Origin of the sequence: Lichenihabitans sp. PAMC28606 (assembly GCF_020616535.1) — a bacterium.
Taxonomy (GTDB): Bacteria; Pseudomonadota; Alphaproteobacteria; order Rhizobiales; family Beijerinckiaceae; genus Lichenihabitans; species Lichenihabitans psoromatis.
This window is the reverse complement of record NZ_CP085136.1, coordinates 3,328,151-3,353,343: the sequence shown is the minus strand read 5'-3', so window position 1 is coordinate 3,353,343 and position 25,193 is coordinate 3,328,151. Positions and strand designations below refer to the sequence as shown.

18 protein-coding genes are annotated in these 25,193 nt (G+C 63.9%); 8 read left to right on the top strand and 10 right to left on the bottom strand.

The annotated features are described in order from the left end of the window. Positions 1-45 precede the first annotated feature (45 nt). Positions 46-780: a response regulator gene (locus LGH83_RS15770; protein WP_227401875.1), complete on the bottom strand. Its 735-nt coding sequence runs from the start codon at positions 778-780 to the stop codon at positions 46-48. Beyond that, the gene (locus LGH83_RS15765; RefSeq protein ID WP_413771058.1) at positions 780-1,325 is read right to left on the bottom strand and encodes a MarR family winged helix-turn-helix transcriptional regulator; all 546 of its coding nucleotides are present in this window, start codon (positions 1,323-1,325) and stop codon (positions 780-782) included. Before LGH83_RS15765 ends, LGH83_RS15770 begins: the two co-directional genes overlap by 1 nt. Before the next feature lie 169 nt (positions 1,326-1,494). On the opposite strand from LGH83_RS15765, the gene LGH83_RS15760 reads away from it, so the two are divergent. The 4 genes from LGH83_RS15760 to LGH83_RS15745 all read left to right on the top strand — a co-directional run bounded on the left by LGH83_RS15760 (position 1,495) and on the right by LGH83_RS15745 (position 6,296). Then, entirely contained in the window at positions 1,495-2,373 is an 879-nt protein-coding gene (locus tag LGH83_RS15760; RefSeq protein ID WP_227399479.1) for a branched-chain amino acid aminotransferase, read from the top strand. A gap of 168 nt (positions 2,374-2,541) precedes the next feature. Continuing rightward, a complete protein-coding gene (locus LGH83_RS15755; RefSeq protein WP_227399478.1) occupies positions 2,542-4,116 on the top strand; it encodes a sugar ABC transporter ATP-binding protein in 1,575 nt (524 codons plus the stop codon). A 92-nt stretch (positions 4,117-4,208) separates the two neighbouring features. After that, positions 4,209-5,267 carry an ABC transporter permease subunit gene (locus tag LGH83_RS15750; protein WP_413771057.1) on the top strand — a complete coding sequence of 353 codons (1,059 nt, stop codon included), beginning with the start codon at positions 4,209-4,211 and terminating at the stop codon, positions 5,265-5,267. Positions 5,268-5,354: 87 nt separating this feature from the next. After that, on the top strand, positions 5,355-6,296 hold the full coding sequence (locus LGH83_RS15745) for an ABC transporter substrate-binding protein (RefSeq protein WP_227399476.1): 942 nt from the start codon (positions 5,355-5,357) through the stop codon (positions 6,294-6,296). A 63-nt stretch (positions 6,297-6,359) separates the two neighbouring features. Here the strand turns inward: LGH83_RS15745 and LGH83_RS15740 are convergent, their stop codons facing one another. Further along, positions 6,360-8,450: a P-loop NTPase fold protein gene (locus LGH83_RS15740; protein ID WP_227399475.1), complete on the bottom strand. Its 2,091-nt coding sequence runs from the start codon at positions 8,448-8,450 to the stop codon at positions 6,360-6,362. A gap of 294 nt (positions 8,451-8,744) precedes the next feature. Here LGH83_RS15740 and ettA point away from each other — a divergent pair, with 294 nt between their 5' ends. The 4 genes from ettA (at position 8,745) to LGH83_RS15720 (ending at position 18,690) form a co-directional block, all read left to right on the top strand. Then, on the top strand, positions 8,745-10,400 hold the full coding sequence (gene ettA / locus LGH83_RS15735; RefSeq protein ID WP_131114316.1) for an energy-dependent translational throttle protein EttA: 1,656 nt from the start codon (positions 8,745-8,747) through the stop codon (positions 10,398-10,400). A gap of 146 nt (positions 10,401-10,546) precedes the next feature. Beyond that, entirely contained in the window at positions 10,547-11,179 is a 633-nt protein-coding gene (locus LGH83_RS15730; protein WP_227399474.1) for a glutathione S-transferase family protein, read from the top strand. Positions 11,180-11,207: 28 nt separating this feature from the next. Further along, the gene (hrpB, locus tag LGH83_RS15725) at positions 11,208-13,691 is read left to right on the top strand and encodes an ATP-dependent helicase HrpB (protein ID WP_227399473.1); all 2,484 of its coding nucleotides are present in this window, start codon (positions 11,208-11,210) and stop codon (positions 13,689-13,691) included. 91 nt (positions 13,692-13,782) lie between these two features. After that, on the top strand, positions 13,783-18,690 hold the full coding sequence (locus LGH83_RS15720) for an AAA domain-containing protein (protein ID WP_227399472.1): 4,908 nt from the start codon (positions 13,783-13,785) through the stop codon (positions 18,688-18,690). 10 nt (positions 18,691-18,700) lie between these two features. Here the strand turns inward: LGH83_RS15720 and LGH83_RS15715 are convergent, their stop codons facing one another. The 7 genes from LGH83_RS15715 to LGH83_RS15685 all read right to left on the bottom strand — a co-directional run bounded on the left by LGH83_RS15715 (position 18,701) and on the right by LGH83_RS15685 (position 25,152). Continuing rightward, a complete protein-coding gene (locus LGH83_RS15715; RefSeq protein ID WP_227399471.1) occupies positions 18,701-20,437 on the bottom strand; it encodes a glucan ABC transporter ATP-binding protein/ permease in 1,737 nt (578 codons plus the stop codon). A 136-nt stretch (positions 20,438-20,573) separates the two neighbouring features. Further along, positions 20,574-21,170, bottom strand: coding sequence for a hypothetical protein (locus tag LGH83_RS15710; protein ID WP_227399470.1), 597 nt, complete (start codon positions 21,168-21,170; stop codon positions 20,574-20,576). A 33-nt stretch (positions 21,171-21,203) separates the two neighbouring features. Further along, complete coding sequence (locus LGH83_RS15705; RefSeq protein WP_227399469.1) at positions 21,204-21,638, bottom strand: hypothetical protein; 435 nt, start codon at positions 21,636-21,638, stop codon at positions 21,204-21,206. Further along, positions 21,638-22,090 (bottom strand): hypothetical protein, encoded by a 453-nt coding sequence (locus tag LGH83_RS15700; protein ID WP_227399468.1) that lies wholly within the window; start codon positions 22,088-22,090, stop codon positions 21,638-21,640. The genes LGH83_RS15705 and LGH83_RS15700 overlap by 1 nt, the downstream gene beginning before the upstream one ends. 51 nt (positions 22,091-22,141) lie before the next feature. After that, complete coding sequence (locus LGH83_RS15695; RefSeq protein WP_227399467.1) at positions 22,142-22,678, bottom strand: lysozyme; 537 nt, start codon at positions 22,676-22,678, stop codon at positions 22,142-22,144. Positions 22,679-22,749: 71 nt separating this feature from the next. Further along, positions 22,750-24,399 (bottom strand): SGNH/GDSL hydrolase family protein, encoded by a 1,650-nt coding sequence (locus LGH83_RS15690; RefSeq protein ID WP_227399466.1) that lies wholly within the window; start codon positions 24,397-24,399, stop codon positions 22,750-22,752. A 138-nt stretch (positions 24,400-24,537) separates the two neighbouring features. Then, positions 24,538-25,152: a hypothetical protein gene (locus tag LGH83_RS15685; RefSeq protein ID WP_227399465.1), complete on the bottom strand. Its 615-nt coding sequence runs from the start codon at positions 25,150-25,152 to the stop codon at positions 24,538-24,540. Positions 25,153-25,193 lie beyond the last annotated feature (41 nt).

The following is a 25,193-nucleotide window of genomic DNA, read 5'->3' as shown; positions in this document are numbered from 1 at the left end:
GCCGGGAGCGAGGGCGGGAATTTGATGAAGCCGCGCCGACGCGCGTTATGGGTTGAGGAAAAGCCGATAGCCGATTCCTCGCACGGTTTGGAGATGGGCCGGATTGGCCGGGTCGACTTCAATTTTGCGCCTGAGCCGGTTCACCTGAACATCGATAGTCCGCTCGTTGGCGCCGACACCGGATCCGGCGAGATCTTCCCGCGAGACTGTGCCGCCGGCACTGCCGGCCAGCATCTGAAGCATTTCACGCTCCCGGTCGGTCAGGCGGATCACCTCCTCGCCCTGGCGTAATTCTCCCCGATCGATCGCAAAACTATACGGGCCGAAGCGGATATGGCGGTCCCGCTCGCGGTCTTCGACACCGCGCGGCGCGGCGCGGCGCAGGATCGAGGCGACCCGAAGCAGCAACTCACGATGATCGAACGGCTTGGTCAGGTAATCGTCGGCGCCTGCCTCGAGGCCGCGCACCCGATCTTCCGCCTCGGCGCGAGCCGTCAGCATCAGGATCGGGACCTGCGAGTCCCGTCGGATCTGGACCGCAAAATCGAAACCGTTCTGCCCCGGCATCATGGCATCCAGCACAATGAGGTCGAAGGCGAGATTTTTGAGATGCATGGCGGCCTCCGCCGCATCCTGCGCGAGCGTCACGCGATAGCCCTCCTTTCGAAGAAACCGCGACAGCAGCTCCCGGATTCGGCGATCGTCGTCGACCACGAGGAGATGTGCGGCATCATCGGCGGGAGAAGCGCCCAGCACATCGGCCGGTACGGTGGCGTCCATCACTCTACAGCCCTCGCCCGCTGCGCCGATGGCGCACCCCAGACCAGCCGCGTGACCTTGCTTCGCTCCGTCGGATCAACCATGCCAAGCAGAAAATCGGTCGCGGCGTCATGCGAGGACGGCGCTAACGTTTTCAGCGTCGACCGGAAGCGTTCGGACTGAAGACAGGCGAGTTCGAGCGCGAGTTGGCCACCCGCAACCGACGCGAAAAGCAGTCGGTGGCGCCGATCGCTGGCGCCTGACCGGACCTCGATGAAACCGACGTCCAGCAAATCCTTCATCACGCGATTGAGGCTCTGCTTTGTGATCTTCAGGATGTCGAGGAGCTCGGCGACCGTCAGGCCCGGCTGCCGATAGACGAAATGCAACACACGGTGATGTGCGCGGCCGAAGCCGTAAGTCTCGAGTAGCCGATCGGCATCACCGACAAAATCGCGATAGGCGAAGAACAACAGCTCGATCAGGTCGAACATGGGCGACGCAGCCCGAGCGCTAACGGTCGGATCCAGAGGCTCACTTGAGACCAGGGCGGTCGCTGAATCCATCGGCAGGTCGGCTCCGTTTATGTCAGCAGTATTGACTTAGTATCAGGCTATCGATAGTCCATGGCAAGGCCTTGGCGACACCAAGGCCGTCGTGAAGCGTCATTCTCACGACACGCGCCCGGCGATATTAGCCCGGCCGCAGTCTCAAAGCCATCATGGGAGCAATTTGATGTCCGTCCTTCCTTTCGACCAACGCGATGGGGTCATCTGGATGGACGGGAAGATCGTACCCTGGGCCGATGCCAAGCTGCACGTGCTGAGCCATGGATTGCACTATGGCGGTGCGGTGTTCGAAGGCGAACGTGCTTATAATGGGGTGATCTTTAAAAGCCGCCAGCACAGCGAGCGATTTAGGCAGTCCGCGGATTTGCTCGGCTTCGACATTCCGTTTTCGGTCGACGAGATCGAGTCCGCGAAGGCCGAGGTGATCCGTCGGAACGGCATCGCCGATGTCTATGTCCGCCCCGTCGCTTGGCGCGGAAGCGAGATGATGGCCGTGGCGGCCCAGAATGCGACCATCCATGTCGCGATCGCCACGTGGGAATGGCCGAGCATGTTCGATGTCGAGCAAAAGATGCAGGGCATCCGGCTCGACATGGCCGATTATCGTCGTCCCGATCCGATGACCGTTCCGGCTCATTCGAAGGCCGCGGGTCTTTACATGATCTGCACGATCTCGAAGCACCGGGCGGAGCGGAAGGGCTATGCCGACGCGCTCATGTTGGATTGGCAGGGGCGCGTGGCCGAATGCACCGGCGCCAACGTGTTTTTTGCAAAAGACGGCGCATTGCACACGCCGATCGCCGACTGTTTCCTCAACGGCATCACGCGGCAGACCGTGATCGAATTGGCGGAGCAGCACGGCATTGCGGTGTCGGAGCGGCGCATCATGCCCGAGGAATTGCCCGACTTCGACGAATGCTTCATCTGCGGCACGGGCGCCGAAGTGACACCCGTGTCCGAGATCGGCCCCTATCGATTCACGCCTGGGGATGTCTCACGCACCCTGCTTGAAGCCTATTCGGCGGAAGTCCGTCGTCCCCGTTAAGATCGTTCACAATCATATGACTAATCTGACCGCATGCTCAGCTATGCGGCCAGAATGCGCCCCCCACTCATTGACAATCGCCCGGTGCGTGGCTCTGATGCACCCAAGGCAGTCGCGCGTCCGGTGAGCAGTCGTGCCTCGGGAATGAGCAAATTGGGGGAGGCCGTTATGGATCTTGCGCATCACGCAGCGCTTCCGTCGAATACATCCGCTCCCATCCTGGAAATGCGTCACATTTCTAAGACGTTCCCCGGCGTCAAAGCGCTTTCGAACGTCGAGCTCACCCTGCATCAAGGCGAAATCCTGGCTTTGATGGGGGAGAATGGCGCCGGCAAATCGACGTTGATGAAGATTTTGTCGGGCGCCTACCAGGCCGACGCCGGCAGCGAAATTCGGATCAACGGTAAACCTGTGACGATCAATGGACCGTTGCAGGCCCGCGATGCGGGCATCTCGATCATCTACCAGGAATTAGCGCTCTCTCCGAACCTGTCGGTCGCGGAGAACATCTATCTCGGCCGAGAACCACGTCGTGGGGGCCTGATCGATCGGGCCAAGATGATGCGGGAGTCCTCCGGGGTTCTAAAACGCCTCGGGGCGACGTTCGAACCGCAGACGTTAGTTTCGCTGCTTTCGATCGCCGAACGGCAACTCGTCGAGATCGCCAGAGCGGTTCACGCGAATTCTCGCATTCTTGTCATGGACGAGCCGACGACGGCTCTGTCGTCTCGCGAAACGGATCGTCTCTTCGCGACCGTCCGCCAGTTGCGACAGGACGGCATGGCGATCATCTACATCTCGCATCGTATGGCCGAAGTGTATGAACTCTCCGATCGCGTCACCATCCTGCGGGACGGGACCTATGTCGGAACCATCGATCGCGCCGAGATGACCCCTGAGGTCGTCGTCAAGATGATGGTCGGTCGCGACATTTCCTCCTTTTATAAAAAGGATCATCGATTTCAGGCCACCGCCGAGCCCATCCTCGAGGTCAGCCATATCGGCGACGGCCGGCGCGTGCATGACGTCAGCTTCTCGCTGCATGCCGGGGAGGTGCTTGGCTTGGCGGGGCTCGTGGGGGCCGGCCGCACGGAACTCGCGCGCATCTTGTTTGGGGCAGATCCCCATACCACCGGCGACATTAAGCTGGCGGGCAAGCCGGTGACGATCCGATCGCCCCAAGATGCAATCGATGCGGGGCTGGTTTACCTCACCGAGGACCGGAAGGCCGAGGGCGTGCTTCTCGACATGTCGGTTCGTGACAACATCAATCTGATGATCTGCGGCAAGGATGCCAAAGCCGGGGTGTTGGACCTGAAACACGGAGCGGAGCGCGCCAAGGCGGCGATTGCCGCCATGACGATCCGGGTCGCGTCGGCGGATGTGAATGTCGGGTCGCTCTCGGGCGGCAATCAGCAGAAGGTGCTGCTGTCGCGGTTGCTCGAAACCAAACCAGTCGTGCTGATCCTCGACGAGCCGACCCGCGGCGTCGATGTCGGTGCGAAATCCGAAATCTACCGGATTATCGACGATCTCGCGAAGGCGGGCGCGGGCGTGCTGGTGATCTCGTCCGAACTTCCGGAAGTGGTGGGTATCGCCGATCGCGTTCTCGTCATGCGGGAAGGCCATCTCGAAGGGCAACTCGAGGGCGACCGCATCGATCAGGAGAACATCATCGCACTCGCGACCGCGGCTCAGTCGCCGTTGGCGCCACAGCCCGCACTTACGGCCTCCGCTCACTGATCTGGCTTTGCCGGACCACGATCACCCCACCACCGAGCGACCGTGGTCAGGCTGGTGGTCTTCTCTCTCACGATCCTGACAAGGGCCACGTCATGACTTCGGCGAAAACGATCGAGCCTTCACCTGCGCGACCGCCCGTCAAGGGTCAGCGCATGCAAGCCTTCTGGCGATCGGTCGGCATGCTGCCGATTCTGATCCTGATCTGCGTCATGTTCCAGTTTCTCAGCGGATGGTCCGAAACCGGCAACCTGTCGCAAGCCTTCCAAAGCGGCCGTTTCGCAACGGCCCTCAACCTGTCGACCGTCGCGCAACAAGCCGCCGTCAATACGGTTTTGGCGGCCGGCATGACCTTCGTGATCCTCACAGGCGGCATCGATTTGTCGGTTGGCTCGATCCTGGCCGTGGGAGCCATGGCGGCCCTCATCATCTCGAAAATCCCGGACTGGGGCATGCTCGGCATTCTCGCCGGCGTCCTCACTGGCCTCGTCTTCGGGCTCATCAACGGCACGTTGATCTCGGCCATGCGGCTGCCGCCCTTCATCGTCACGCTCGGATCGTTGACGGCCGTTCGCGGTGTCGCGCGACTGCTCGGCGACGACACCACAGTGTTCAATTCCGACCTGCCTTTCGCAGCGATCGGCAACGGCGGTTTCGTGATCCCGGGCACCGGCTATAACGTATCCTGGCTGGTCGTGATCGCCATCGTGGTGATCGCCATCTCCTGGTTTATCCTGCGACGCACCGTGCTGGGCGTGCACATTTACGCGGTCGGCGGCAATGCGGATGCGGCGCGCCTTGCGGGGATCAAGGTCTGGGCGGTTCTGCTCTTCGTCTATGGCGTCTCGGGCCTGTTGGCCGGTCTCGGCGGCGTGATGCAGGCGTCTCGTCTATATGCCGCCAACGGATTGCAGCTGGGCACCAGCTACGAACTCGATGCGATCGCAGCCGTCATCCTGGGCGGCACCAGCTTCGTCGGCGGTGTCGGCTCGATCGTCGGCACGTTGATCGGGGCGCTCATCATCGCGGTCCTGGCCAACGGTCTGATCCTCACGGGCGTCTCGGACGTCTGGCAGTTTATTATCAAGGGTTTGGTGATCATCGGAGCCGTCGCGCTTGACCGCTACCGGATGCAGGGGAATGCCCGCACCTGACCTTTCACGTCATCCGGGCCTAAAGCCCGGTCAAGCCGGCCGCGGGCCAACACGGGACCGGCTTTTCCGTCTCACAGGGAGTTTACAATGCTCAAGAAGATACTACTCGCCAGCGCGGCTTTGATGATCGCGTCGGGCGCAGCATCGGCCAAGGACTTGAAGTCGATCGGCATCTCGCTCGGTTCGCTCGGCAATCCGTTCTTCATCGCTCTGTCGAAGGGCGCCGAGGCAGAGGCCAAGAAGACCAATCCGAACGTTAAGGTTCAGACGGTCGGTTACGATTACGATCTCGGCAAGCAGGTCACGCAGATCGATAATTTCATCGCTTCTGGCGTCGATCTCATTTTGCTCAACCCGGGTGACCCGAAGGCCCTCAAGCCCGCTATCGCAAAGGCCCAGAAGGCTGGCATCATCGTGGTGGCGGTCGACACCTATGCGGACGGCGCCGATGCCGCCGTGACGACCGACAACATCCAGGCCGGTCAGATCGCGTGCCAGTATATCGTCGACAAGCTGAACGGTAAGGGCGACGTCATCATCGAGAACGGGCCCCAGGTGTCATCCGTGATCGACCGCGTGGTCGGCTGCAAAAAGGCATTCGGTGCAGCATCCGGTCTCAAGATCCTGTCGAGCGACCAGGATGCCAAGGGCTCGCGCGATGGCGGCCTTTCGGTCATGCAGAGCCTGCTGACCCGCTTCCAGAAGGTCGATGCCATCTTTGCCATTAACGACCCCCAGGCGATCGGCAGCAATCTTGCGGCCAAGCAGCAGAACCGTTCGAACATCATCATCACGTCGGTCGATGGCGCGCCGGATATCGAAGCCGCGCTGAAGGACGCCAACTCACCCATGATCCAGGCGTCTGCGAGCCAGGATCCCTATCTGATGGCCCGCAAGGCCGTGCAGGTCGGCGTCGACATCCTGAGCGGCAAGAAGCCGGCAGAGCTCGTGACCCTGATCCCGCCGACGCTCGTGACGCGCGATAACGTCAAGGACTATAAGGGTTGGCAGGCCGTTCGCGCCGACTGATCTGCGAGAGACGCGGTTGCATCTGGAAACCGGCCCTCGCGGGCCGGTTTCTTTTTAGTGGCGTCAGGTCCGCGACGTGTAGTGCCGCGCAACCTCGAGACCACGCTGGGCTTGGCCGAGTTCGACGGGCTCGCCAGAGGCGGCGCGCGCCGCCGCAAGAGCCTGCCGCAGCACGGCGGAGTCGCGGGGCATCTCGCCATGGCTCGCGCTTTCCAAAGCCGCCAGATCCTCCGGAAAGCCGTAGGAGTCGAGTGCGAGAGCGAGTGCCAAAGCCGTGAAGACGGGCGTCGGCGCATCACGCAGCTGCGGATCCGCACGGGCGATCCGGTACACGTTGACGAATTGCTTGATCGCACGCGGATTTTCACCGGCAAACGACGCGAGGGCAGCGACAGTCTCGGCTTCCTTCGGCCGCCACGCGGCATCGAGAGCCGAATGATGCGGATCGATCGCATCGCCGACGCTCGGCGTCGCCGCCGATCCACCCTCGATCAGACGGCGCGCATAAGTCGCCCGCAGATCTGCCCGATCGGGCAAGCCGAGGTGGTAGGAGAGATTCACGCTTCGGCCGAGATCGGCCGTCGAACGGGCCGGATCCGTCTCCGAGAATCCGCTCGCCAGCACACCACGAACTGCCGCCAGAACGATGACGAAGCCAGGGCCGAGGAGGCGCCGCGCCGTTGTGACGAAGCCTGCGGCTGCATCGGCCGCAAGACGATCGAGTCCGTCGATCGCCACCACGATCCGGCGTGGGACGCCTGTGTCCCGATCAGCGCCTCCGGGACGATGAGCAATTCCGGGAGCAAGTTCCTCGTTCATCCCGGCCGCGGCGCCGACCGTTCCGCGCGCCATCAGAGCGCCAAGGCTTCTGAAGAAAGTCGCTGCCGAATCGCGCGGGGCGGCATCGGCCGGAAGCAGGGCGGAGGCCGATGCGTCGTGGAGGCCGGAGGAGATGTGCTGGCTGGCGCGTCGCTCAGACGCGGCCGCACGGACGGAGGCTGCTTCGGCATCGCTCGCCAGTCCGTCCACCCGGCGGGTTTGGTGGGCGAGTTGGCCCTTGAGGTCGCGATGGCGCGCCTCGAGGTCGTAGCGCAATAGCGACACGCCCTTGAAGATCGGCTGCAGGAAACGCGCGGCGCGAAGCAAATTCCAGACAAGCGCGAGGATCGCCAACGTCAAGGCAACGGTGTGAATCGGCCCGAGCCAGTGAACATGCCCACGCAACCAGTCCGCCGTCGGCACAGCCCGATCGCCAAAATCTGCGATCCACGTCAACCATGCCTGTTGATCAGTCTGCAGGGCCGTTGCGCCCCAGGCCAAGAGGCCTGACAGGATCGCGTAAACGATCAGTCGTGTCTGGCCCGGATAGGCCCAGAGGGCGCGTAAACCCAGCGCGAACCGCGACAGGGGGGCGCTGGCCTCGCTGGCCTCCCGCACGAGATCCTTATAGGTCAAGACAGGATCCGCACCGGTGAACCCGAAGGAGCGAAGTGCAGCTTCGATGCGGGATCGGTTGCCTCTCGCATAGGCGTCGACCCGAGATCCGGCGGCTTCGAACAAAACCGTTTCGACGAGGCGCGCTTGTCGGGCCACCAGGCCATCCAGTGTTTGTCGCTCCTCATCAAGCCGCCGGCGCGCATCGTTGAGCGAATCGCTAGCATCGCGGGCGGCCTTCACCGGATCGCCTCCCGCATGCAGGGTCTCGGACATCGACGCCGGATAGGAGATCGCGAGTGCCTCGGCGACAGCCACCATCAGCGTGGCACCCGCGTCGGTCGAGGACGAGGCCTCAACCTGCACCGTAAGAATGTCGGGCAGGAACGGGCTTGCGGCGCCGACGCGAGCCGCGCCGTCGCTCGCCTGTTTTACGGCCGCGATCGTTTGGTTCAAGAAAAAGCTCTTGCCGGCGCCGGCCGATCCGAACACCCCGACACAAAAGGGCGTCTCCACCTGCTGATGCGCCAGAAGTTCGGCCATGAAGACGGCTTGCTCACCGCGCCCGAGTTGATCCTCACCGGACGCGAGATCGGCCGAAAACAGGGGCGCGATCGGTGTCATGGCTTGGCTTGCGTCAGGCGGGCGGACGAGCGACGAGCTCACGCCGGCTGGGATCGGAAAACCGGGGTCGCGCACCGCAATATCGGCTGAACTCACATGCTGCTCCTTCGATTGAACCTGAATGACACGGCCGCCGACGAATCGCGATGAGCGTCGTCTCGCTCCGAGATGGAGCATCCTGATGCGCCGCGCCGAGCGCGTCTGCTTGTGCGGGTTTCCGCCGCCTGCTACCTCTGACTGATCTGGATGTACACCCCACGATGCGATCGGACGAAAAGGAATCGATATCGATTTCTAACGCGACGAACGTGATCGAATTTTGAAATCGTGAGCATGTTTCGCTGCGGGCGCCCATGCTCGAGCGAACGCGAGAAGAGCGGACCACAACGTATGGCCTCCAATCAATTCATCTATCATATGCAGGGGCTGACCAAGACCTACCCGACCGGCAAGAAGGTTTTGGACAACGTCCACCTCTCCTTCTACCCGGACGCCAAAATCGGCGTGTTGGGCATCAATGGGTCGGGTAAGTCGACGCTGCTCAAGATCATGGCCGGGATCGACACCGAATATCAGGGTGACGGCTTCGTCGCCGACGGCGCGCGCGTCGGCTATTTGCCGCAGGAGCCGCAACTCGACGACAGCCTCGACGTTCGCGGCAATGTCATGTTGGGCGTCTCGGCCAAGCAGTCGATCCTCGATCGCTACAACGACCTCGCGATGAATTATTCGGACGAGACGGCGGATGAGATGACCCGCCTGCAGGACGAGATCGAAGCCCAGAACCTGTGGGACCTCGACAGCCAAGTGGAGCAGGCCATGGACGCGCTCGGCTGTCCGCCCGACGATTGGCCCGTCGACAAGCTCTCGGGTGGTGAACGCCGCCGCGTGGCGCTTTGCAAATTGCTGCTCGAAAAGCCCGACCTGCTGCTCCTCGACGAACCGACCAACCATCTCGACGCCGAAACGGTGAACTGGCTGGAGGGGCATCTTCGCAACTACGAGGGCGCGATCCTGATCGTCACCCATGATCGCTACTTCCTCGACAATGTGACCGGCTGGATTCTCGAGCTCGATCGCGGTCGGGGCATCCCGCATGAGGGCAATTATACCTCCTATCTCAAGCAGAAGGCCAAGCGGCTGTCGTTGGAGAAGAGCGAGGATGCGTCCCGTCAACGGCAGATCGAACAGGAAGCCGAGTGGATGGGCGCGTCGCCCAAGGCCCGGCAGGCCAAGTCGAAGGCGCGTATCCAGCGTTACGAGGATCTCGTCACCAAACAAGCCGACCGGATTCCGTCCTCGACCCAGATCGTCATTCCGGTGGGTGAGCGGCTCGGCAACAACGTCGTCGAATTCACGGGCCTGTCGAAGGCATTTGGCGACAAGCTTCTGATCGACAATCTCACCTTCAAGCTGCCGCCCGGCGGCATCGTCGGCGTGATCGGCCCGAACGGCGCGGGCAAGACCACGTTGTTCAAGATGATCACCGGCCAGGAAAAACCCGACAAGGGCGAGATCGCGGTTGGCGACAGCGTGCAGCTCGGTTACGTCGATCAATCGCGTGACGCCCTCGACGGCAAGAAGAACGTCTGGGAGGAAATTTCCGAAGGCAACGAGATCATCTATCTCGGCAAACGCGAGATCAATTCGCGGGCCTATACGGGCGCCTTCAACTTCAAGGGGCCGGACCAGCAGAAGAAGGTCGGCCAGTTGTCGGGCGGGGAGCGCAACCGCGTTCATCTGGCCAAAATGCTCAAGAAGGGCGCGAACCTACTGCTGCTCGATGAGCCCACCAACGATCTCGACGTCGAGACGCTTCGGGCGCTCGAAGACGCGTTGACTGATTATGCCGGGTGCGCCGTCATCATCAGCCATGATCGCTTCTTCCTCGACCGCATCGCCACCCACATGCTGGCCTTTGAAGGCGATAGCCACGTCGAGTGGTTCGAGGGCAACTTCGCCGACTACGAAGAGGACAAGAAGCGCCGTCTCGGCGTCGACAGCCTCATTCCGCACCGCATGAAGTACAAGAAGTTCTCGCGCTGACGCGCTTTCGCGCGTGACCGACGATTCAGACGGGATTCAAAGCAAAAGCGCCGACCATGTCGGCGCTTTTTTATTGTCGACCGGCCAAGTCGGCTGTACCCCGGCCGCTCACGGCGCCTTTGCAGCGACCCGAAGCGAGCTCATCGATGATCACCATCTATCACTTGTCGACGTCCCGTTCCGAGCGCGTGATCTGGCTGATGGAGGAGTTGGAACTCCCCTATCGCGTCGAGCGCCTCGACCGCCAACCGAATCTTAAGGCTCCCGAACATTTGAAGAGCGTGCATCCGCTGGGGCGTGCGCCGATCATCCGTGATGGCGACGTCACCCTCGCCGAGTCGGGTGCTATCGTGGATTACATCACCCGGCGCAGCGGCGGCCGTATGGCGGTCGGGCCGGAGGCGCCGAACTTTGCCGACTATCTCTTCTGGCTGCATTTCGCCGAGGGCAGCTTCGCCTCGCAATTGCTGCGCGAGTGGTATCTCGACCTGCTCATGCCGGAGGCCGACGATAATCCCATCGTGTCGCGCGTTCATGCCGAAAGTCGGGCGCAACTCGATTTCGTCGAGGCACGTCTTGGGGCGGTGCCGTATTTTGCGGGCGTCGATTTCACCGCCGCCGACATCATGATGGCGTTCCCGTTCACGACGATGCAGCGCTTCAAGCAGCTCGACCTGTCGGATCGACCCAACATTCGCGCCTATGTGAACCGCATCGGCAACCGGCCAGCCTATCGCACCGCGATGGCGGCCGCTGAACCCGAACAGCCAGCCCGCTGAAGCGCCGCGCAACGGCAGGCCCGGACGCGTGAACATACCCCTTCCGATCGAGGCCGTTCTAGCGGAGCTTCGTGCGGCGCTCTCGGCCGGCACGGCAGCGGTGCTGGTGGCGCCGCCCGGGGCTGGCAAAACCACGCGTGTGCCGTTGGCCTTGATGGGGGAGGTGTGGGCGAGCAACGCCAAACTGATCCTTCTGGAACCGCGCCGTCTCGCGGCCCGTGCGGCGGCCGAGAGGATGGCGCAATCGCTCGATGAGAAGGTCGGCGAGACGATCGGCTTACGGGCGCGGTTCGACACGCGAGTCTCGGCCCGGACTCGGATCGAGGTCGTGACCGAGGGCGTCTTCACCCGCATGATCCTCGACGACCCCGGTCTCGACGGCGTCGCGGCCGTGATCTTCGACGAATACCACGAGCGTTCGCTCGACGCAGACCTCGGTCTCGCTTTGGCGCTCGATGCACAATCGGGCCTGCGTGAGGATTTGCGGGTCCTTGTGATGTCAGCAACGCTCGACGGCGCCCGCGTTGCAGCCTTGCTGGGCGCAGCGCCTGTCATCGAAAGCCAGGGCCGCGCCTTTCCGGTCAGCACGACCTACCTCGGCCGAGACCCGGCCGAGAGGCTCGACGATGCCGTTACTAAGGCGATCCTCCGCGCGGTGGGCGACGAGACCGGCTCGATCCTGGCGTTTTTGCCCGGCCAAGGCGAGATCATGCGCGTGGCCGCGCGGCTGGCCGAACGCTTGCGCGACCGCTCGATCGTGATCGCGCCGCTGTTCGGCACGATGGACCGCGCCGCCCAGGATCGCGCCATCGCGCCACCGGCACCGGGTGTCCGCAAGATCGTGCTGGCGACCTCGATCGCCGAGACGTCGTTGACCATCGAGGGCGTGCGGGTCGTGGTCGATAGCGGCATGGCGCGAGCTCCACGCTTCGAGCCCGATCTCGGCATCACGCGGCTCGAAACCATCCGCGTGTCGCGCGCCGGAGCCGACCAGCGGCGCGGTCGCGCCGGCCGCACCGAGCCTGGCGTCTGCTATCGATTATGGGAAGAAGCGGCGACCGGCGCACTGACGGCCTTTGCGACACCCGAAATCCGCAATGCGGACCTGTCGGGATTGATGCTCGATCTGGCGCTTTGGGGAGCCCGCGATCCGCTGGCGCTGGCCTGGCTCGACCCGCCGCCTGCCCCGGCTCTGCGCGAAGCCCGAGCTTTGTTACGGGCGCTCGACGCCATCGATCCGAAAGGCGGCATCACGCCGTGGGGACGCGGCATGGCGGCGCTGGCGGCCCCGCCGCGGATCGCCCGGATGGTGGTCGAGGCGGCGCGGCGCGGCGCGGCAGCACTCGGGGCCGAGGTCGCGACCCTGTTGGTCGAACATGCGCTCGGCGGTGACGGGACCGACGTAGGCGACAGGCTGGATCGATGGCGGCGTGATCGCTCGGCACGGGCCGAGGCGGCACGCGGGCTCGCCCGGTCGTTCCGGCAACAGGCGGATGCCGCCCTCAGGGCGGCCGCATTGCCGCTCTCAAGCGGTGAGCCGCCAAGCCCCGGCGTCGTGCTGGCGCTGGCCTTCCCGGATCGGATCGCCAAGGCGCGCGGTCGCACCGGCGAGTTCCTGATGGCGAACGGACGCGCGGCAGCGCTCGAATCACACGATTCGTTGGCGCGAGAAGCGTGGCTCGCCGTGGGCGAGCTCGCGGGCCGGGCCGGCGGTGCACGCATCCTGCTAGCCGCCCCACTGACGCTGGAAGAAATCGAGACATTGGCAGGGGATGCGCTGGAAAAGCGGGACGACCTCAGCTTCGATCCGGCCCGCGCGGCTTTGGCACGCCGCGCCGTTACGCGGTTCAAGGCACTGACGCTGGCAGAGCGCATCTTGCCGGTCGAGGCCGACGAGGCTGCGGCCGAAGCGCTGGCGATCGGGATCGCGACGCTCGGGATCGCCCGTCTGCCCTGGACGAAGGCGCTGACGCAATGGCGCGACCGCATCATGTTTCTTCGCCGCGCCGACGCCGATCCGGAGACCTGGCCGGATGTTTCGGACGCGGCCTTGACCGAAACGGCCGCGCTCTGGTTGGCGCCCTTTATTCTGGGCAGTACCAGTCTTGCTGCCATTACGGCAGGCGATCTCGGCAATGCGCTTCAGTCCCTCCTGCCCTATGCGCTGCAGCAGCGGCTGGATCTCGACGCTCCGACGCATTTCGAGGCGCCGACGGGCTCGCGTGTCGCGGTCGATTACGAGGCTGACGGCGGGCCAGCCTTGGCGATCCGGGTTCAGGAGTTGTTCGGTCTGACGCAGCATCCGGCTCTGGCACGGGGCCGGATGCCCCTGACGCTGCATCTGCTCTCGCCGGCGCATCGACCCATTCAGATCACCAAGGATCTGCCCGGCTTCTGGCGCGGCTCGTGGGCGGCGGTCAAAGCCGAGATGAAGGGCCGCTATCCGCGCCATCCCTGGCCGGACGATCCGGCCCATGCGCCGCCGACGACACGCGTCAAGCCGCGCGGCTGACCAGAAAGCCGATCCACAAGGCACGGGATGAGAACGTGACCTGACCGCATTCACTTGCGTCGCGGGCGTTTCCGGGCTTGTTTCGGCGCCGATGCTGGAATCAACGCCGCCCCATGCCGTGAAGAGCACACGCGATAAGCTCGTCGCCCTGCTGGATTACGTCGAGCAGGTTGTCCGTCTCGATGAACGGGTGGCGTTCGACATCGGCGAATACAAGCTCGCGGATGGCAAGCCGGTCAGCTTCCGCTCGGCCGATACGCGCGCGCTCCCCGGCGTTCGCCACGACGGCAACGACGACGATGGGCCGATCTGGCTCGCAATCGAGCGCCTGCAGCGGCTTGCGCCCCCTCTGCCGCCGGTCCATCTCTCGGGCTGGATCACCGTCTCGAACGATCCGAACAAGCCGCCCCTCGTCGTTCGCGAGCGCCGTATTCCGGTGGATGATGCCGGACGACTCGCCCGCGTCGCGGCTGGCGCTTGCGCCGACGCCTTTCTTCCGGCCGACCCCAAGCCGCAAGAAGACGACGGACAACAGCCCGAGCCGGGCTATTTGTTCGTTCTGAAGCTCGATGATCTGCAAGCCACTGAAGCCGAGATCGAGCGATGGATCGCGACCGTCTGGACGTCGTGGTCGGAAGCGGAAAAGCCGCGGCGGCGAACAATCGTGCTCTATGAGCGGCTTTATAAACTCCTGCAGCAGATGGAGGTGAGCGGCAGCGAGGCCGCGATCGAAATCGTGTGGGGGATTGGCGTCGTGCACTGGCAGCATGCCGGTCGCCGCGTCGAGCGCCCTTTCATCGAGCGGCGGGTCGATCTCGAGCTCGACGATGCGGCGAGTGGCCTGCTGCGCGTTCGGCCGACCACGGGCGACGCTACGGTCGATCTCAAGCCCTATGAGGACCTCGGCTGCCCGAACCTTGCCCAACTCGACGAGGTGGTCCGCCGCGAGATCGCGCGCGTCGCGGCCGATGAAGGGATGTCGCCGTTCCGGCGGGAGACTTTCGAGCCGTTGCTGATCGCGGCGGCGGCTCGCCTCCATGCCGACGGCGTCTACCTGGCCGACGAGGATCAAGCCATCAACCCGGCGGGTCAAGCCCCGACGATCGAGGCCGGCTGGGTGCTGTTCGCGCGGCCTCGCACCAACCATGTGGTTTTGGCCGATATCGACCGCCTCCGCGTCGTGGCGCGCGATCCCGAGCAGTCGATCGAGGGCGTGTCGACCCGGATCGTCACCGAGCCATCCGCCACGACAAGCGACGACTGGACGCCGCTCAGCGGAATCTTGGGCGACAGCCTGCTGCCCGAAACCGCCGACGAGCCGGTCGGCATCGCCACGGAAGTTTTTTTTCCGAAGCCATTCAACGACGACCAGATCGAGATCGTTCGCCGCCTCGCGGCCTCCGACGGGCTCGTGGTGCAAGGACCGCCCGGCACGGGCAAGACGCATACGATCGCCAATTTGATCTGCCACGCCATGGCGACCGGTCAGCGCGTTCTGGTCGTGTCACGCGGAGAAGCGGCGCTCTCGGTCCTCCGCGATCAATTGCCCGATAAGGTGCGACCCCTCGCGATCGCCATTCTGGCGAACGAACGCCAAGGGCTGCAACAGGTCGAAGGCGCGATCCGCGAAATCCAATCGATCGTCGAGGAAAGTCGACCGGATGTGCGCCGCCGCGCCATCGCCATGGCCGAAAGCGAAATCGTCAAGCTCCGCCAGCGAATCGCCGCGATCGATGTCGACCTCGATCGGATCGCCTCGGTACAGGCGTTGCGGATCGGCCCTCGGCAGGAAACGCCAGTCGATCTGGCGCGGAGGATCGCGAGTGAGCGCGAGGCATACGCTTGGTTCACGGACCGGCCGATCGCCTATGCGAGCGAAACGGTCCTGTCGGATGCAGACCTTCGCGACCTCTCAGGCGCGCGGCGCCGGGCCGCCGACCTGATCGACCACCGCAGCGCCGTGCTGCCCTCGCCCGCCGATCTCCCGAACGCCGACGAGGTGGCGGGCTGGCACGCCATGCTGCTACGCGGCGGCGAACTTGCCGAGACAGCCGCGCAAGGACCGGCGCGCGGGATGCGGCTCGGCATGAGCGACATCGCCTTGGCCCAACATCTCGCGGACGCACTAGACGGCTTAGCGCGCTCGCGCGAGGCGCTGCCGCTCGATCATTGGCTGCATCCTTTTCTTCTCGGACGCGGGGTCGGTGCGTCCGGCCCGTGGTTCGACCTCTTCGCGAAACTCTGCGCCGACTGGCTCGATTGCGATGCGGCGCGAGCCAGACTTGCAACCCACGCGGTCGACCTGCCGCCCGGGCTTCTCGACGATGCAGAGGCACGCGCCGCTATCGCTCGTGTGGTCCGCGGCGATCGTCTGTGGTCGATGTTCTCGATCGGAAAGGCGCAAGCCAAGGCGCTCATCGCCTCAATCCGGCTGCGGGGATCGCCCATCAAGGAGGAGGACGAAACAGGGTGGCGACACGTGGAGGCAAGGATCGAGCTTGCGCTGCAAGCACGCGACCTCGACGCGCGATGGCGCACCTTTGCGGCCGACGTCGGCGCCGGACCCAGCGACGACGCAACACTGCCGACCGCAGCACGAGCGATGCAGCACCTGAGGCAGGCCCGCGATGCCTTCCGTGACCTGCCTGGCCTGCCGTCGACAGCTCCCGCCTTCGATGCGATCGCGGCCGACCCGGCGCAGGCGCGAGCGCTTGCGGCCCAGCTTCGCCAAGCCATCGAGGCCGTCCGCCTCGAAACCATACGGTCGACCGCTGTCCGCATCGCGGCGCTCTTCGACGAGGGCGAGGAGCGGACAACCGTCATGGCAAGGCGCTTCTTCGCCGATGTGCTCGGCCGCGAGTCGGTCGATGCCACCCGGATCGGGCCGGCCTGGAGGTCGCTCCTGGCGCGCCTGACGCATTTCCACGAACGAGCCAGCGATTTTGCCACCATCAACCGCGTGACGACCGGTATCATGGACGCTGGTGCGCCATTATGGGCAGCCCGTCTTCGCGACGAACCCGCTCGAGCGGACGCGGACCCGCTGATCCCCATGGCATGGCGCGAGACGTGGGACTTTGCAGCCGCCGACGCTCATCTGGCGCGGATCAATGCACGCGCGCAGCTCATGTCGCTCGCCAACCAGCGCGCCGAACATGAACGCAATTGCGCCCGCTTGTTCGTGGAGCTCGTCCGCGAGCGCACCTTCTACACGCTGGAGCGGCGGCTCTCGCCTTCGGTGAAATCCGCTCTCGTGGAATTCGTTCGCGCGCTCGGGCGGCTCGGGAAAGGCACCGGTAAGGGCGCCGGGCAGCAGCGTCGGGCCGCACAGGACGCCATGCGGCGCTGCTACAATGCCGTTCCGTGCTGGATCATGCCGACCTGGCGGGTCGCCGAGCAGATTCCATCCGATCTCGCGGCCTTCGATCTCGTGATCCTCGACGAAGCCTCGCAGTCGGACGTGACCGAGCTGCCGGCTATTCTACGGGGCAAGAAGATCCTCGTGGTCGGCGACGACCGACAGGTGAGCCCAATGGCGCCATTCGTCTCGCAGGGGCGAATCGACCAATTGCGCCAACGTTATCTGCGCGGCTTGCCGTTCCAGAGCCTTCTGGAGCCTGGCGAAAGCCTCTACACGCTGATGCAGGCGGTGTTTCCGAACGAACGATTGATGCTGAAGGAACATTTCCGCTGCGTCGAGCCGATCATCCGCTTTTCGATGCAGTTCTATCCCGAAACGCTGCTGCCGCTGCGGATACCCGCAGCGACCGAGCGGCTCGATCCGCCGCTGATCGCAATTTATGTCCCGCATGGCACGCGAGAGAAATCCCGGAAGATCAATCGCGCGGAAGCCGACGTGATCGTCGACGAGATCGTCGCCTTAACCGCAACCAAGGGCATGGAGCGACGAACGATCGGGATGATCTCGCTGATCGGCGGCGATCAGGCCGATCTCGTCCGGAGCCTGTTGTCGGATCGGCTCGGGGCCGAGTTGATGCAGCGGCACGCGATCCTCTGCGGCGACAGCGCCACGTTCCAAGGCAACGAACGCGACATCATGTTTCTGTCGATGGTGGCGGACCGGACCCATCGCACGGCACTCACGATGCGCCGCTACGAGCAGCGGTTCAACGTCGCAATGTCGCGCGCGCGGGACAGGGTCGTGCTGGTGCACTCGGTTGAACGGGCGGATCTCAATCCGGCTGACCTGAAAGCACGGCTCCTGGCGCATTTCGATGACCCGATGCCACTCGGCGCGGCTCGGCACATCGGCGACCCGCTCGACCGATGCGAATCAGGGTTCGAGCGCGATGTCATGAGCCGCCTGTTGGGCCTCGGTTATCATGTGGTGCCGCAGGTCGGCGCGCTAGGGTTCCGGATCGACATGGTGGTCGAGGGCGAGGGTGGCCGGCGGCTCGCCGTGGAATGCGACGGCGATAGCTTTCACGGGCCCGAGCGGTGGCGCGAGGATATGCGCCGGCAGCGCATTTTGGAGCGGGTGGGCTGGCGTTTCTGGCGTTGCTTCGCCTCGAGCTTCTATGCCGATCCAGACGGCACGCTGGCAGATCTCACGGCTGCCCTTTCGCGCTATGGCATCGAACCGAGGCCCGCTGGGCAGGAGCGTGCTGGCCACAGCGCTTTTGTGGAACGGCGCATCGCGACCGTCCCCGCCACGGCGGCCGAGCCTTCCGTTCAGGCCGAATTGCCGCTTGATCAACCCGAAAACGGCATGCTGACAAACAGTGCGGTGCAGCGCACCGCAGGGCTGAACGACCGTATCGTGCTGACCTTCGCCGATGACAAGAAACCGCGCTCTTTGTTGCTGACAGACGGGCCAGAGGACGTTGGACGGGGATTGATCTTCATCGACTCGCCGCTCGGCCGCACCTTGGCCGGGCGCGAGGAGGACGACGAAATCGAACTCATGCTCGATGGCGCGATCCGCAAGGCGATGGTGGAGCGGATCGAAGCGGCATCGCGCATCGGCGCCGCCGAGTGACTGTGTATCGTCAGGCTGCCGCAAGCTTGGCGAAGGCGCCCCCGCGTGCCACGAGATCCTCATAGCGGCCGATTTCGACGATCCGTCCCGCCTCGAACATGAGAATGCGATCGGCGTTGCGGATCGTGGTCAAGCGGTGCGCGATGATGAAGGTGGTGCGTTCGGCCGTGGCGGCCTGGAGCGCGATTTGGACTTTCCGTTCCGTCGCAGGATCGAGCGCGCTCGTCGCCTCGTCGAAGATCAGGATCGGCGGATCTTTGACCAACGCCCGCGCGATCGACAGTCGTTGGCGCTCGCCGCCCGAGAGCGATCGGCCACGTTCGCCGATGATCGTTTGAAGCCCATCGGGCTGATGGCTGACAAAATCCGCCGCCTGCGCCTTGTCGAGAGCCATCTCGACCTCTGCAACCGTCGCGTCCGGTTTGCCGATCCGAATATTCTCGTCGATCGAGCGGGCGAATAACATCGGCTCTTGAAACACCACGCCGATGTTGCGGCGCAGACCCGCGAGCGTCATGTCGCGAAGATCGATGCCATCGATCGTGATCCTCCCGGCCCCTGGATCGAAAACGCGATGGAGTAATCCAAGCGTGGTGGATTTGCCAGATCCCGTCGCCCCGACGAGCGCGATGGTTTCACCCCGCGCCACCGTGAAGGAGAGATCCGCGACGACGTCGCGCTTGCCGTCATAGGTAAACCCGACATGGTCGAAAACGACCTCGCCCGTGAGCCGGCCAGGGTCGCGTGCGCCAAGTCGGTCCGTCACGACCGGCTCGGTGTCGAGCACGCCGAAGAAGTCGCGCAATTTCGGTGTCTGCATCAGGAGTGCGTTGAAGAAGGCCACCACCTGATCGAGCCGGGCGATCATCATGGTGGCGAAGCTCATGAAGGCGACGATCTCGCCGACGGTCGCGAGCCCGGAGAAATGCAGATATAATCCAAGCGCGAAGATCGACAGGATCGTCAGCGTCGCCGAGGCACGCGTCGCGACCGCCGCAAACGCCCACCAGGACAAAACAGGCATCTGCGCCTGGAGCAACCGATCGATGAGGGCCCGCATCGCCGACGTTTCGGATTCGATCCGGGCAAAGCTCTGGATGACCGGGATATTGCCGAGAGCGTCGGCGGCGCGTTCGGCGAAGTCGGTTTGATATCGCTCCACACGGCCCTGCAAGCCCTCGGTTCGCCGAAGGACCAGCGCGGTCAGGACACCGAAGACCGCCACGAGTCCGATAAGAAGGCTTCCCAGCCGCCAATTGATCACGAGCGACAGCGGCATCAACACCACCAGCGCAACGAGAGCCGCACAATGGTCGCGGAAGAACGACAGCCAAAGCCCCGCCATGCCGTTGGCCCCTTCGAGCATGACCTTCAGCAAGCGTCCCGAATGAACTGCGGAATGAAAACTCAGTGGCAGATGCAGAACATGGTCAAAGAAAAGCGCCATCACGCCAAGTCGGTTGCGGTGCGACAGGCGATCGGCATGCAGCGCGACCACGACCGAACAAGCGATGACGAAGAGGCCGAAGCCGGCCCAAGCGAGCCCGAGCGGCGTCACGTCGGCCCAGGTGGCCGGGCGATGTTGAGCATCCGGCCGCGTCAGCCGGTCGATGATGCGCCCGAACAGAACAGGTTCGGCGAATTGTGCGCCCGCGAGCGCGATGTTGGCGATGACCAGCACGATCGCGATCGGCGCATCCGCGCGCAGCACCGCCAGTGCGCGCAGATAGAGCCGGATGGATGACATCGATCTTCTGGAAGACATAGGCCTCGGCTGCTTTGACGCGCCGATCGTTGATTGCCCGCTTCCAGCCGAAAACGCAAAGACGGGAAAGAGCCGGGCCTCACTGGGCAGGCCGGGCTTGTCCACGACTGCCGAGACCTCAGTGGGTCGGAGCAGTCCGAAGCGCCTGCAATTCTAGGGTCTTGGTTCGCTCGTTGAGATCCCGAATGATGTCGCGAGCGGAGTAGAGATCCGACTGAAACTTCTTTTGTTCGTCGACCTGTCTTTGAACGTCGGCGAACTGCCGGTCCACCGCGCGCCAATGCTCTTCGTGCTCGCCGCGTGGCACGACCTCATTATCCAATTTATCGATATGCTGTCGATTTGCCTCGACGGCTTTCTCGGCGCCCCGCTGCCAGTCGTCCCGCCGCGCGCCAGAGATATCCAGGCGCTTGTCGAGATCACGGTCAGTGACGGCCGTTTCGGCCAAGCGCTCGAGGTGAGACGACACGCGCTCCTGATCCTTCGAGATCGGCGCATAGGCGAGTGACCCGACTCCGAGCAGCATGGCGAAGACGACCCCCGCCGCGCTCCAGATGACGGCCCATGGGGTCTGCGATTTGGCGTCGAATTTGGCACCGAGGCCGGCCACCATGCTCTCGATACGCAGCATCCCGTTCTCGACGCCGAGCACACGGGTCCGCAACTCGGTGATCTGGCCCTCGGCGCTATGGGGCTGCTTCAGGCTGTCGGTCATGATCGATGGTCTCCGAGACACGCGGACTGAAGGTCAAGCTCGATGCAGCCAAGAGGATACGCTGGACGCCATCGGTCCAACGATCGAGACGCCAAAGACGAAATCGACCACGATCTTTTCGTAATCGAAATAATCCGGCGGCAGCTTGGCTATGCCCAGCGAGCCATAATGGCCCATGCCAAACGTGAAGGTGCTATCGAGGAAGATCATCCCGACATGAAGGCAGGCTGGGACGCCAACCAACATGCAGAGGAGCTTCGGTCCCCACCATGACGCGGCAGCGAGCCGTGCCGTATAGACCGTCTTCTCAAAATCGAGCCATGCCGTGTAGGCCGCCGCATCCTCGCCGGCAGCGGCTTTGAATCCCTCGAGCGTCACGTCCTGCCTCTTGCCGAGCCAAGCGAAGACCGGTTGAAGAACCGACGTCAAAAGCCCGCCGGAAAGCCAGCTCAGAATGGAGGTCAGCATTACCGCGCCTCGGTAGAGATTGCGACGGATGGGGCGGGATCGGTGCGCGGAACCGTCCTCACGTCCTTCAGTTTCCCATGCAGAACCAGAAGCGCGGACGCAAAGGCGGCCAGACCCGCGGCTTTGATGGCGATGTCATCCTGCAGCACCGCTTTCCACAGTAGCGTGTCCTGAAACGGCAAAAGCGCGCTCGGATCGACGCCGAGGACGGTTTGGATCAGGTCCCAGAAGCCGCCGATTAAGGATGCCACGAACAACATGAGAGCCGTTCGCAAGCCTTTGAGGCGGAGCAGGATCCACGTCAAAGCCGAATATTCGCGAGCATCGATCTCGGCCGTTAGTCCGGCCGTCCAACGATAGGCGAGCAACCACGGGTGGATGACTGCGAACCACGCGATCGCCCAGCCTGTCAAAAGCGCGAACGGAAACACGAGATCGAGAAAGAACAACATTGATCAGCCTTTCGGAATGAAAGCGGGCGGGGAGCGCTAGGCGGACGATGGTCACCGCGTCATATGAAGCGTCAGCAACACCAGCCAGAGCCGCTTGAGCAGCGACGCGGGAGGGCACGCCGCGTCGCATTGGGTCGGATCACCTATCAGGAACTGCGCGCGCTCGGCCGCCCGTCGCTTAGCGAGGCCCGCAACCACCCGTCCGCCAGCCTTGTTCCAAAGCAGAAAGGCATCGGCGGCCGCGCCGAGGTCGCCGGCATTGAACCGGCGCACGACGCTCGATCCATGAAAGCCAGCCGAGCCGATGTTGAACGCGAGGCTCACCATCGCGTCGAACTGATTCTGCGTCGCGGCCCGCGTGATCGCTTTGTTGACGGCCGCCTCGAATGGAGCGAGATCAGAAGCGAAGATGACTTCCGCGTCGGTTTGCGAGATCATCATGCCAGCAGTGACGCGGGGCAGCGTGGCGCGGCCCGTGTGCCCAACCCCGATCGTGAGGACACCGACGCTATCGCGATACGCCGTGAGCCGGCATCCTTCCCGCGCCATCAATGTCGCGCGGCCGGCCGCGCTTGTGCTCAGCGTCATCGGAGATCCTTTCGGGCAGCAAAAAGCCGCCCCGAGGGCGGCTGCGGTTCGTTTCGATCGTGAGCGGATGATCAGGTCGCGAAAGACTCACGGGCCAGCATTGGACCGTAGATGCGCTCGCACCCGATCGAGGACGGGTGGTTGATCAGGTTGCCGCCATAGGTCGAGCCGTAGGAGCCCGCCCCGATGCCATACATCTCGGCATCCGTGAGGGTCGGCATGACCAGCGGCCATTCGGACAGCGCCAGCGAGTTGACGAAAATCGAGGTGGTGATCGAGTTCGAGTAAGCCATGCGCGGCGCAAAGACGCCGCCGAACCGCTCGACATGACCCTGATAGAGGATCGTCTGGAAATTGCCCTGGCTGACCGTCGTTGCGCTATAGGCCAGCGTCACGAAGGTGCCTTTGATCGAGAGTTCAAAATAGCCGGTGGCCGAGGCCGGGATCGGGATGCCGGTGTCGAACAGCGGCACCGCGATCGTCGAAGCGGTGGTCCGCACCAGCACCGCGAAATTGCCGCCCGCCGTGCGCGAGACCTCGATGTTGTTGTCGGCCCACGAACCGATGCCGAGGATGAGCGAGATCGGCGTCGCCGTGAGATAGCCGAGCTGCGCGGCCGATAGCTGGAACCGTAAGTAGTAGTCGTGCGACGAGGCCGTGTAGGTCCAGGACGTGTTGGCCGCGAAGTTGGTCGCGACCTGCTTGAAGTTCTGCGCCAGGATGTCCCGGCCATCGCGCGCCATGTTGAAATGGCGGTTGTTGTCGATCAGGCCGAAGTTCCGGCGCAACGCATAGCCGCGCTGGATGGCGGCCTGCTGATCGCGCGCCTCCTGTTGGGCAGCCGGGTTGTAGGTTGCGTTCTGCAGGGTCGGCACCATTGGCGTGATGAGGATGCGATCCGGCACTTTGGCGAAAGTCTCGATCTGCGCCATAGCGGCGTACATCGCCACGACCTCGGTGTTCGGGGTGCCGGTATTGGCCCCGAAGTGGAAGATGATCAGATCCGGCGCCGCCGCCTGGATGTAGCTCATCCACGTCTTCGAGCTGTCGGTCATCCAGGGGCAGAAGTTGACGGTCTGGGCGGGCGAAAGGCCGAGGGCTGCGATCGACGACGCCGATGCGAGGTGTGACCATCCCGTGGTCGGGATGCCGCGCTCGAGGAAGGTGATCGTCTTGTTCGGATATTCGCGTTTCAGCTTGGCGAGAATCCGCCGCGAGATGTAGCTCGATGCGTCGATCTGATCGGACGGCGTCGTGATGCTGTCGCCGAGGATCAGGACCACGGGGTTCGCGGCTGCGATGAATGTCGACAAATGCGAAGCGGGGCGGATGCCGCGATCGAACATAGAGGGGTTCGGTGTACCGGCCGGGATGATCTGCTTGCGGTAGGCGCCTGTCAGAGTCCCTTCCCCAATGAAAATGATATTGCCGAGATTGGTTGCGCTTGGTGCGTTGTAGGTGCCTGGCCCGAAGTGCAAGGTTCGGGCTCCCAGCGCGAAGGCGGCATCATGCGCGGCCTTGATGGCCACACTTTCGTCACTGCCATCACCCTTCAGGGTGACCAGGTCTCGTGCCCATGGCCCGTCCGAATAGGGACGCGGGGCCGCCAGTGTTTGGCTGCTTGGAACGGCCGAGGCGCCCTGCCGATAGCCGATCGCGAGCGCCGCCGTGCCGAGGCCGACCAGCGCGAGCCGTCCACGCTCGACGGGCCTCGTTCGCACTGGCTTGACAATCGTGCGCGGGAGCCGCCGGGACACAGACGCGAGCAGTCGGGTCGTCAAGCGAAGAGGACGCCACATGAAATGCTCCAGCGATGATGAGAGAGAATGGAAGGCGGCGTGGCCGCTGGTCTGCGGTGCTCAATAGAGATTGTTGATCGTGGCGGTAGCGGTCGAGGCCGCGACACCCGTGACCGCGTAGGCGAACGCTTGGTAGCCGATCGCGACCGGGACCATCTTGGTCTTGCCGTTGAGAAACGAAAACGTGACGTTCCCGGCCACCGTGGCAATAACCTCGACGGAGCGACCGACCGCAACGAGGGGGCCGCCGACCGTCAAAGCCGCAAAATCGGAGAAGGCGGCGTTCTGTGCATCGGCGGTCGGCCAAGCCGTTCCGCCGGCCGCACCCTGAGCCACGGTCCCGCCCGCGCTCGCCAAGCCGGGCGTCACGACGATGGTCCCGCCCGTCGCGGCGGAGCTTAGCGCATAGAGATCGGCCGCGAGGACATAAAGCCGATGCTGATTGCCCAGGAGGACTTGCCCGACAGCCAGAGCAGGCACCGCGCTCCCACTCGAGGTCGAGACAAGAACCGCCACTCCGCTGGTGTTCTGCACGTCGACCGTCTGGCCCGCCGTGGCGATCTTCTGCCATGTCGGTGTGAGTTGGAACGGCATTGAATCGGCATAGGCGGGGACACTCGACCACGCAGCCACAAGGGTCAGCACGAGGCTGACGCGGCAAAGAGACAATCGCATGAAGAACCTCAAAATGGTGGATCGGGACGGAAGCCTCGGCG

Excerpts from the sequence above, each read along its gene's own strand:
- LGH83_RS15770 (WP_227401875.1), bottom strand. The coding sequence starts at position 780 with ATGGACGCCACCGTACCGGCCGATGTGCTGGGCGCTTCTCCCGCCGAT.
- LGH83_RS15765 (WP_413771058.1), bottom strand. The coding sequence starts at position 1,325 with ATGGATTCAGCGACCGCCCTGGTCTCAAGTGAGCCTCTGGATCCGACC.
- LGH83_RS15760 (WP_227399479.1), top strand. The coding sequence starts at position 1,495 with ATGTCCGTCCTTCCTTTCGACCAACGCGATGGGGTCATCTGGATGGAC.
- LGH83_RS15755 (WP_227399478.1), top strand. The coding sequence starts at position 2,542 with ATGGATCTTGCGCATCACGCAGCGCTTCCGTCGAATACATCCGCTCCC.
- LGH83_RS15750 (WP_413771057.1), top strand. The coding sequence starts at position 4,209 with ATGACTTCGGCGAAAACGATCGAGCCTTCACCTGCGCGACCGCCCGTC.
- LGH83_RS15745 (WP_227399476.1), top strand. The coding sequence starts at position 5,355 with ATGCTCAAGAAGATACTACTCGCCAGCGCGGCTTTGATGATCGCGTCG.
- ettA (WP_131114316.1), top strand. The coding sequence starts at position 8,745 with ATGGCCTCCAATCAATTCATCTATCATATGCAGGGGCTGACCAAGACC.
- LGH83_RS15730 (WP_227399474.1), top strand. The coding sequence starts at position 10,547 with ATGATCACCATCTATCACTTGTCGACGTCCCGTTCCGAGCGCGTGATC.
- LGH83_RS15720 (WP_227399472.1), top strand. The coding sequence starts at position 13,783 with ATGCTGGAATCAACGCCGCCCCATGCCGTGAAGAGCACACGCGATAAG.
- LGH83_RS15715 (WP_227399471.1), bottom strand. The coding sequence starts at position 20,437 with ATGTCATCCATCCGGCTCTATCTGCGCGCACTGGCGGTGCTGCGCGCG.
- LGH83_RS15710 (WP_227399470.1), bottom strand. The coding sequence starts at position 21,170 with ATGACCGACAGCCTGAAGCAGCCCCATAGCGCCGAGGGCCAGATCACC.
- LGH83_RS15705 (WP_227399469.1), bottom strand. The coding sequence starts at position 21,638 with ATGCTGACCTCCATTCTGAGCTGGCTTTCCGGCGGGCTTTTGACGTCG.
- LGH83_RS15700 (WP_227399468.1), bottom strand. The coding sequence starts at position 22,090 with ATGTTGTTCTTTCTCGATCTCGTGTTTCCGTTCGCGCTTTTGACAGGC.
- LGH83_RS15695 (WP_227399467.1), bottom strand. The coding sequence starts at position 22,678 with ATGACGCTGAGCACAAGCGCGGCCGGCCGCGCGACATTGATGGCGCGG.
- LGH83_RS15685 (WP_227399465.1), bottom strand. The coding sequence starts at position 25,152 with ATGCGATTGTCTCTTTGCCGCGTCAGCCTCGTGCTGACCCTTGTGGCT.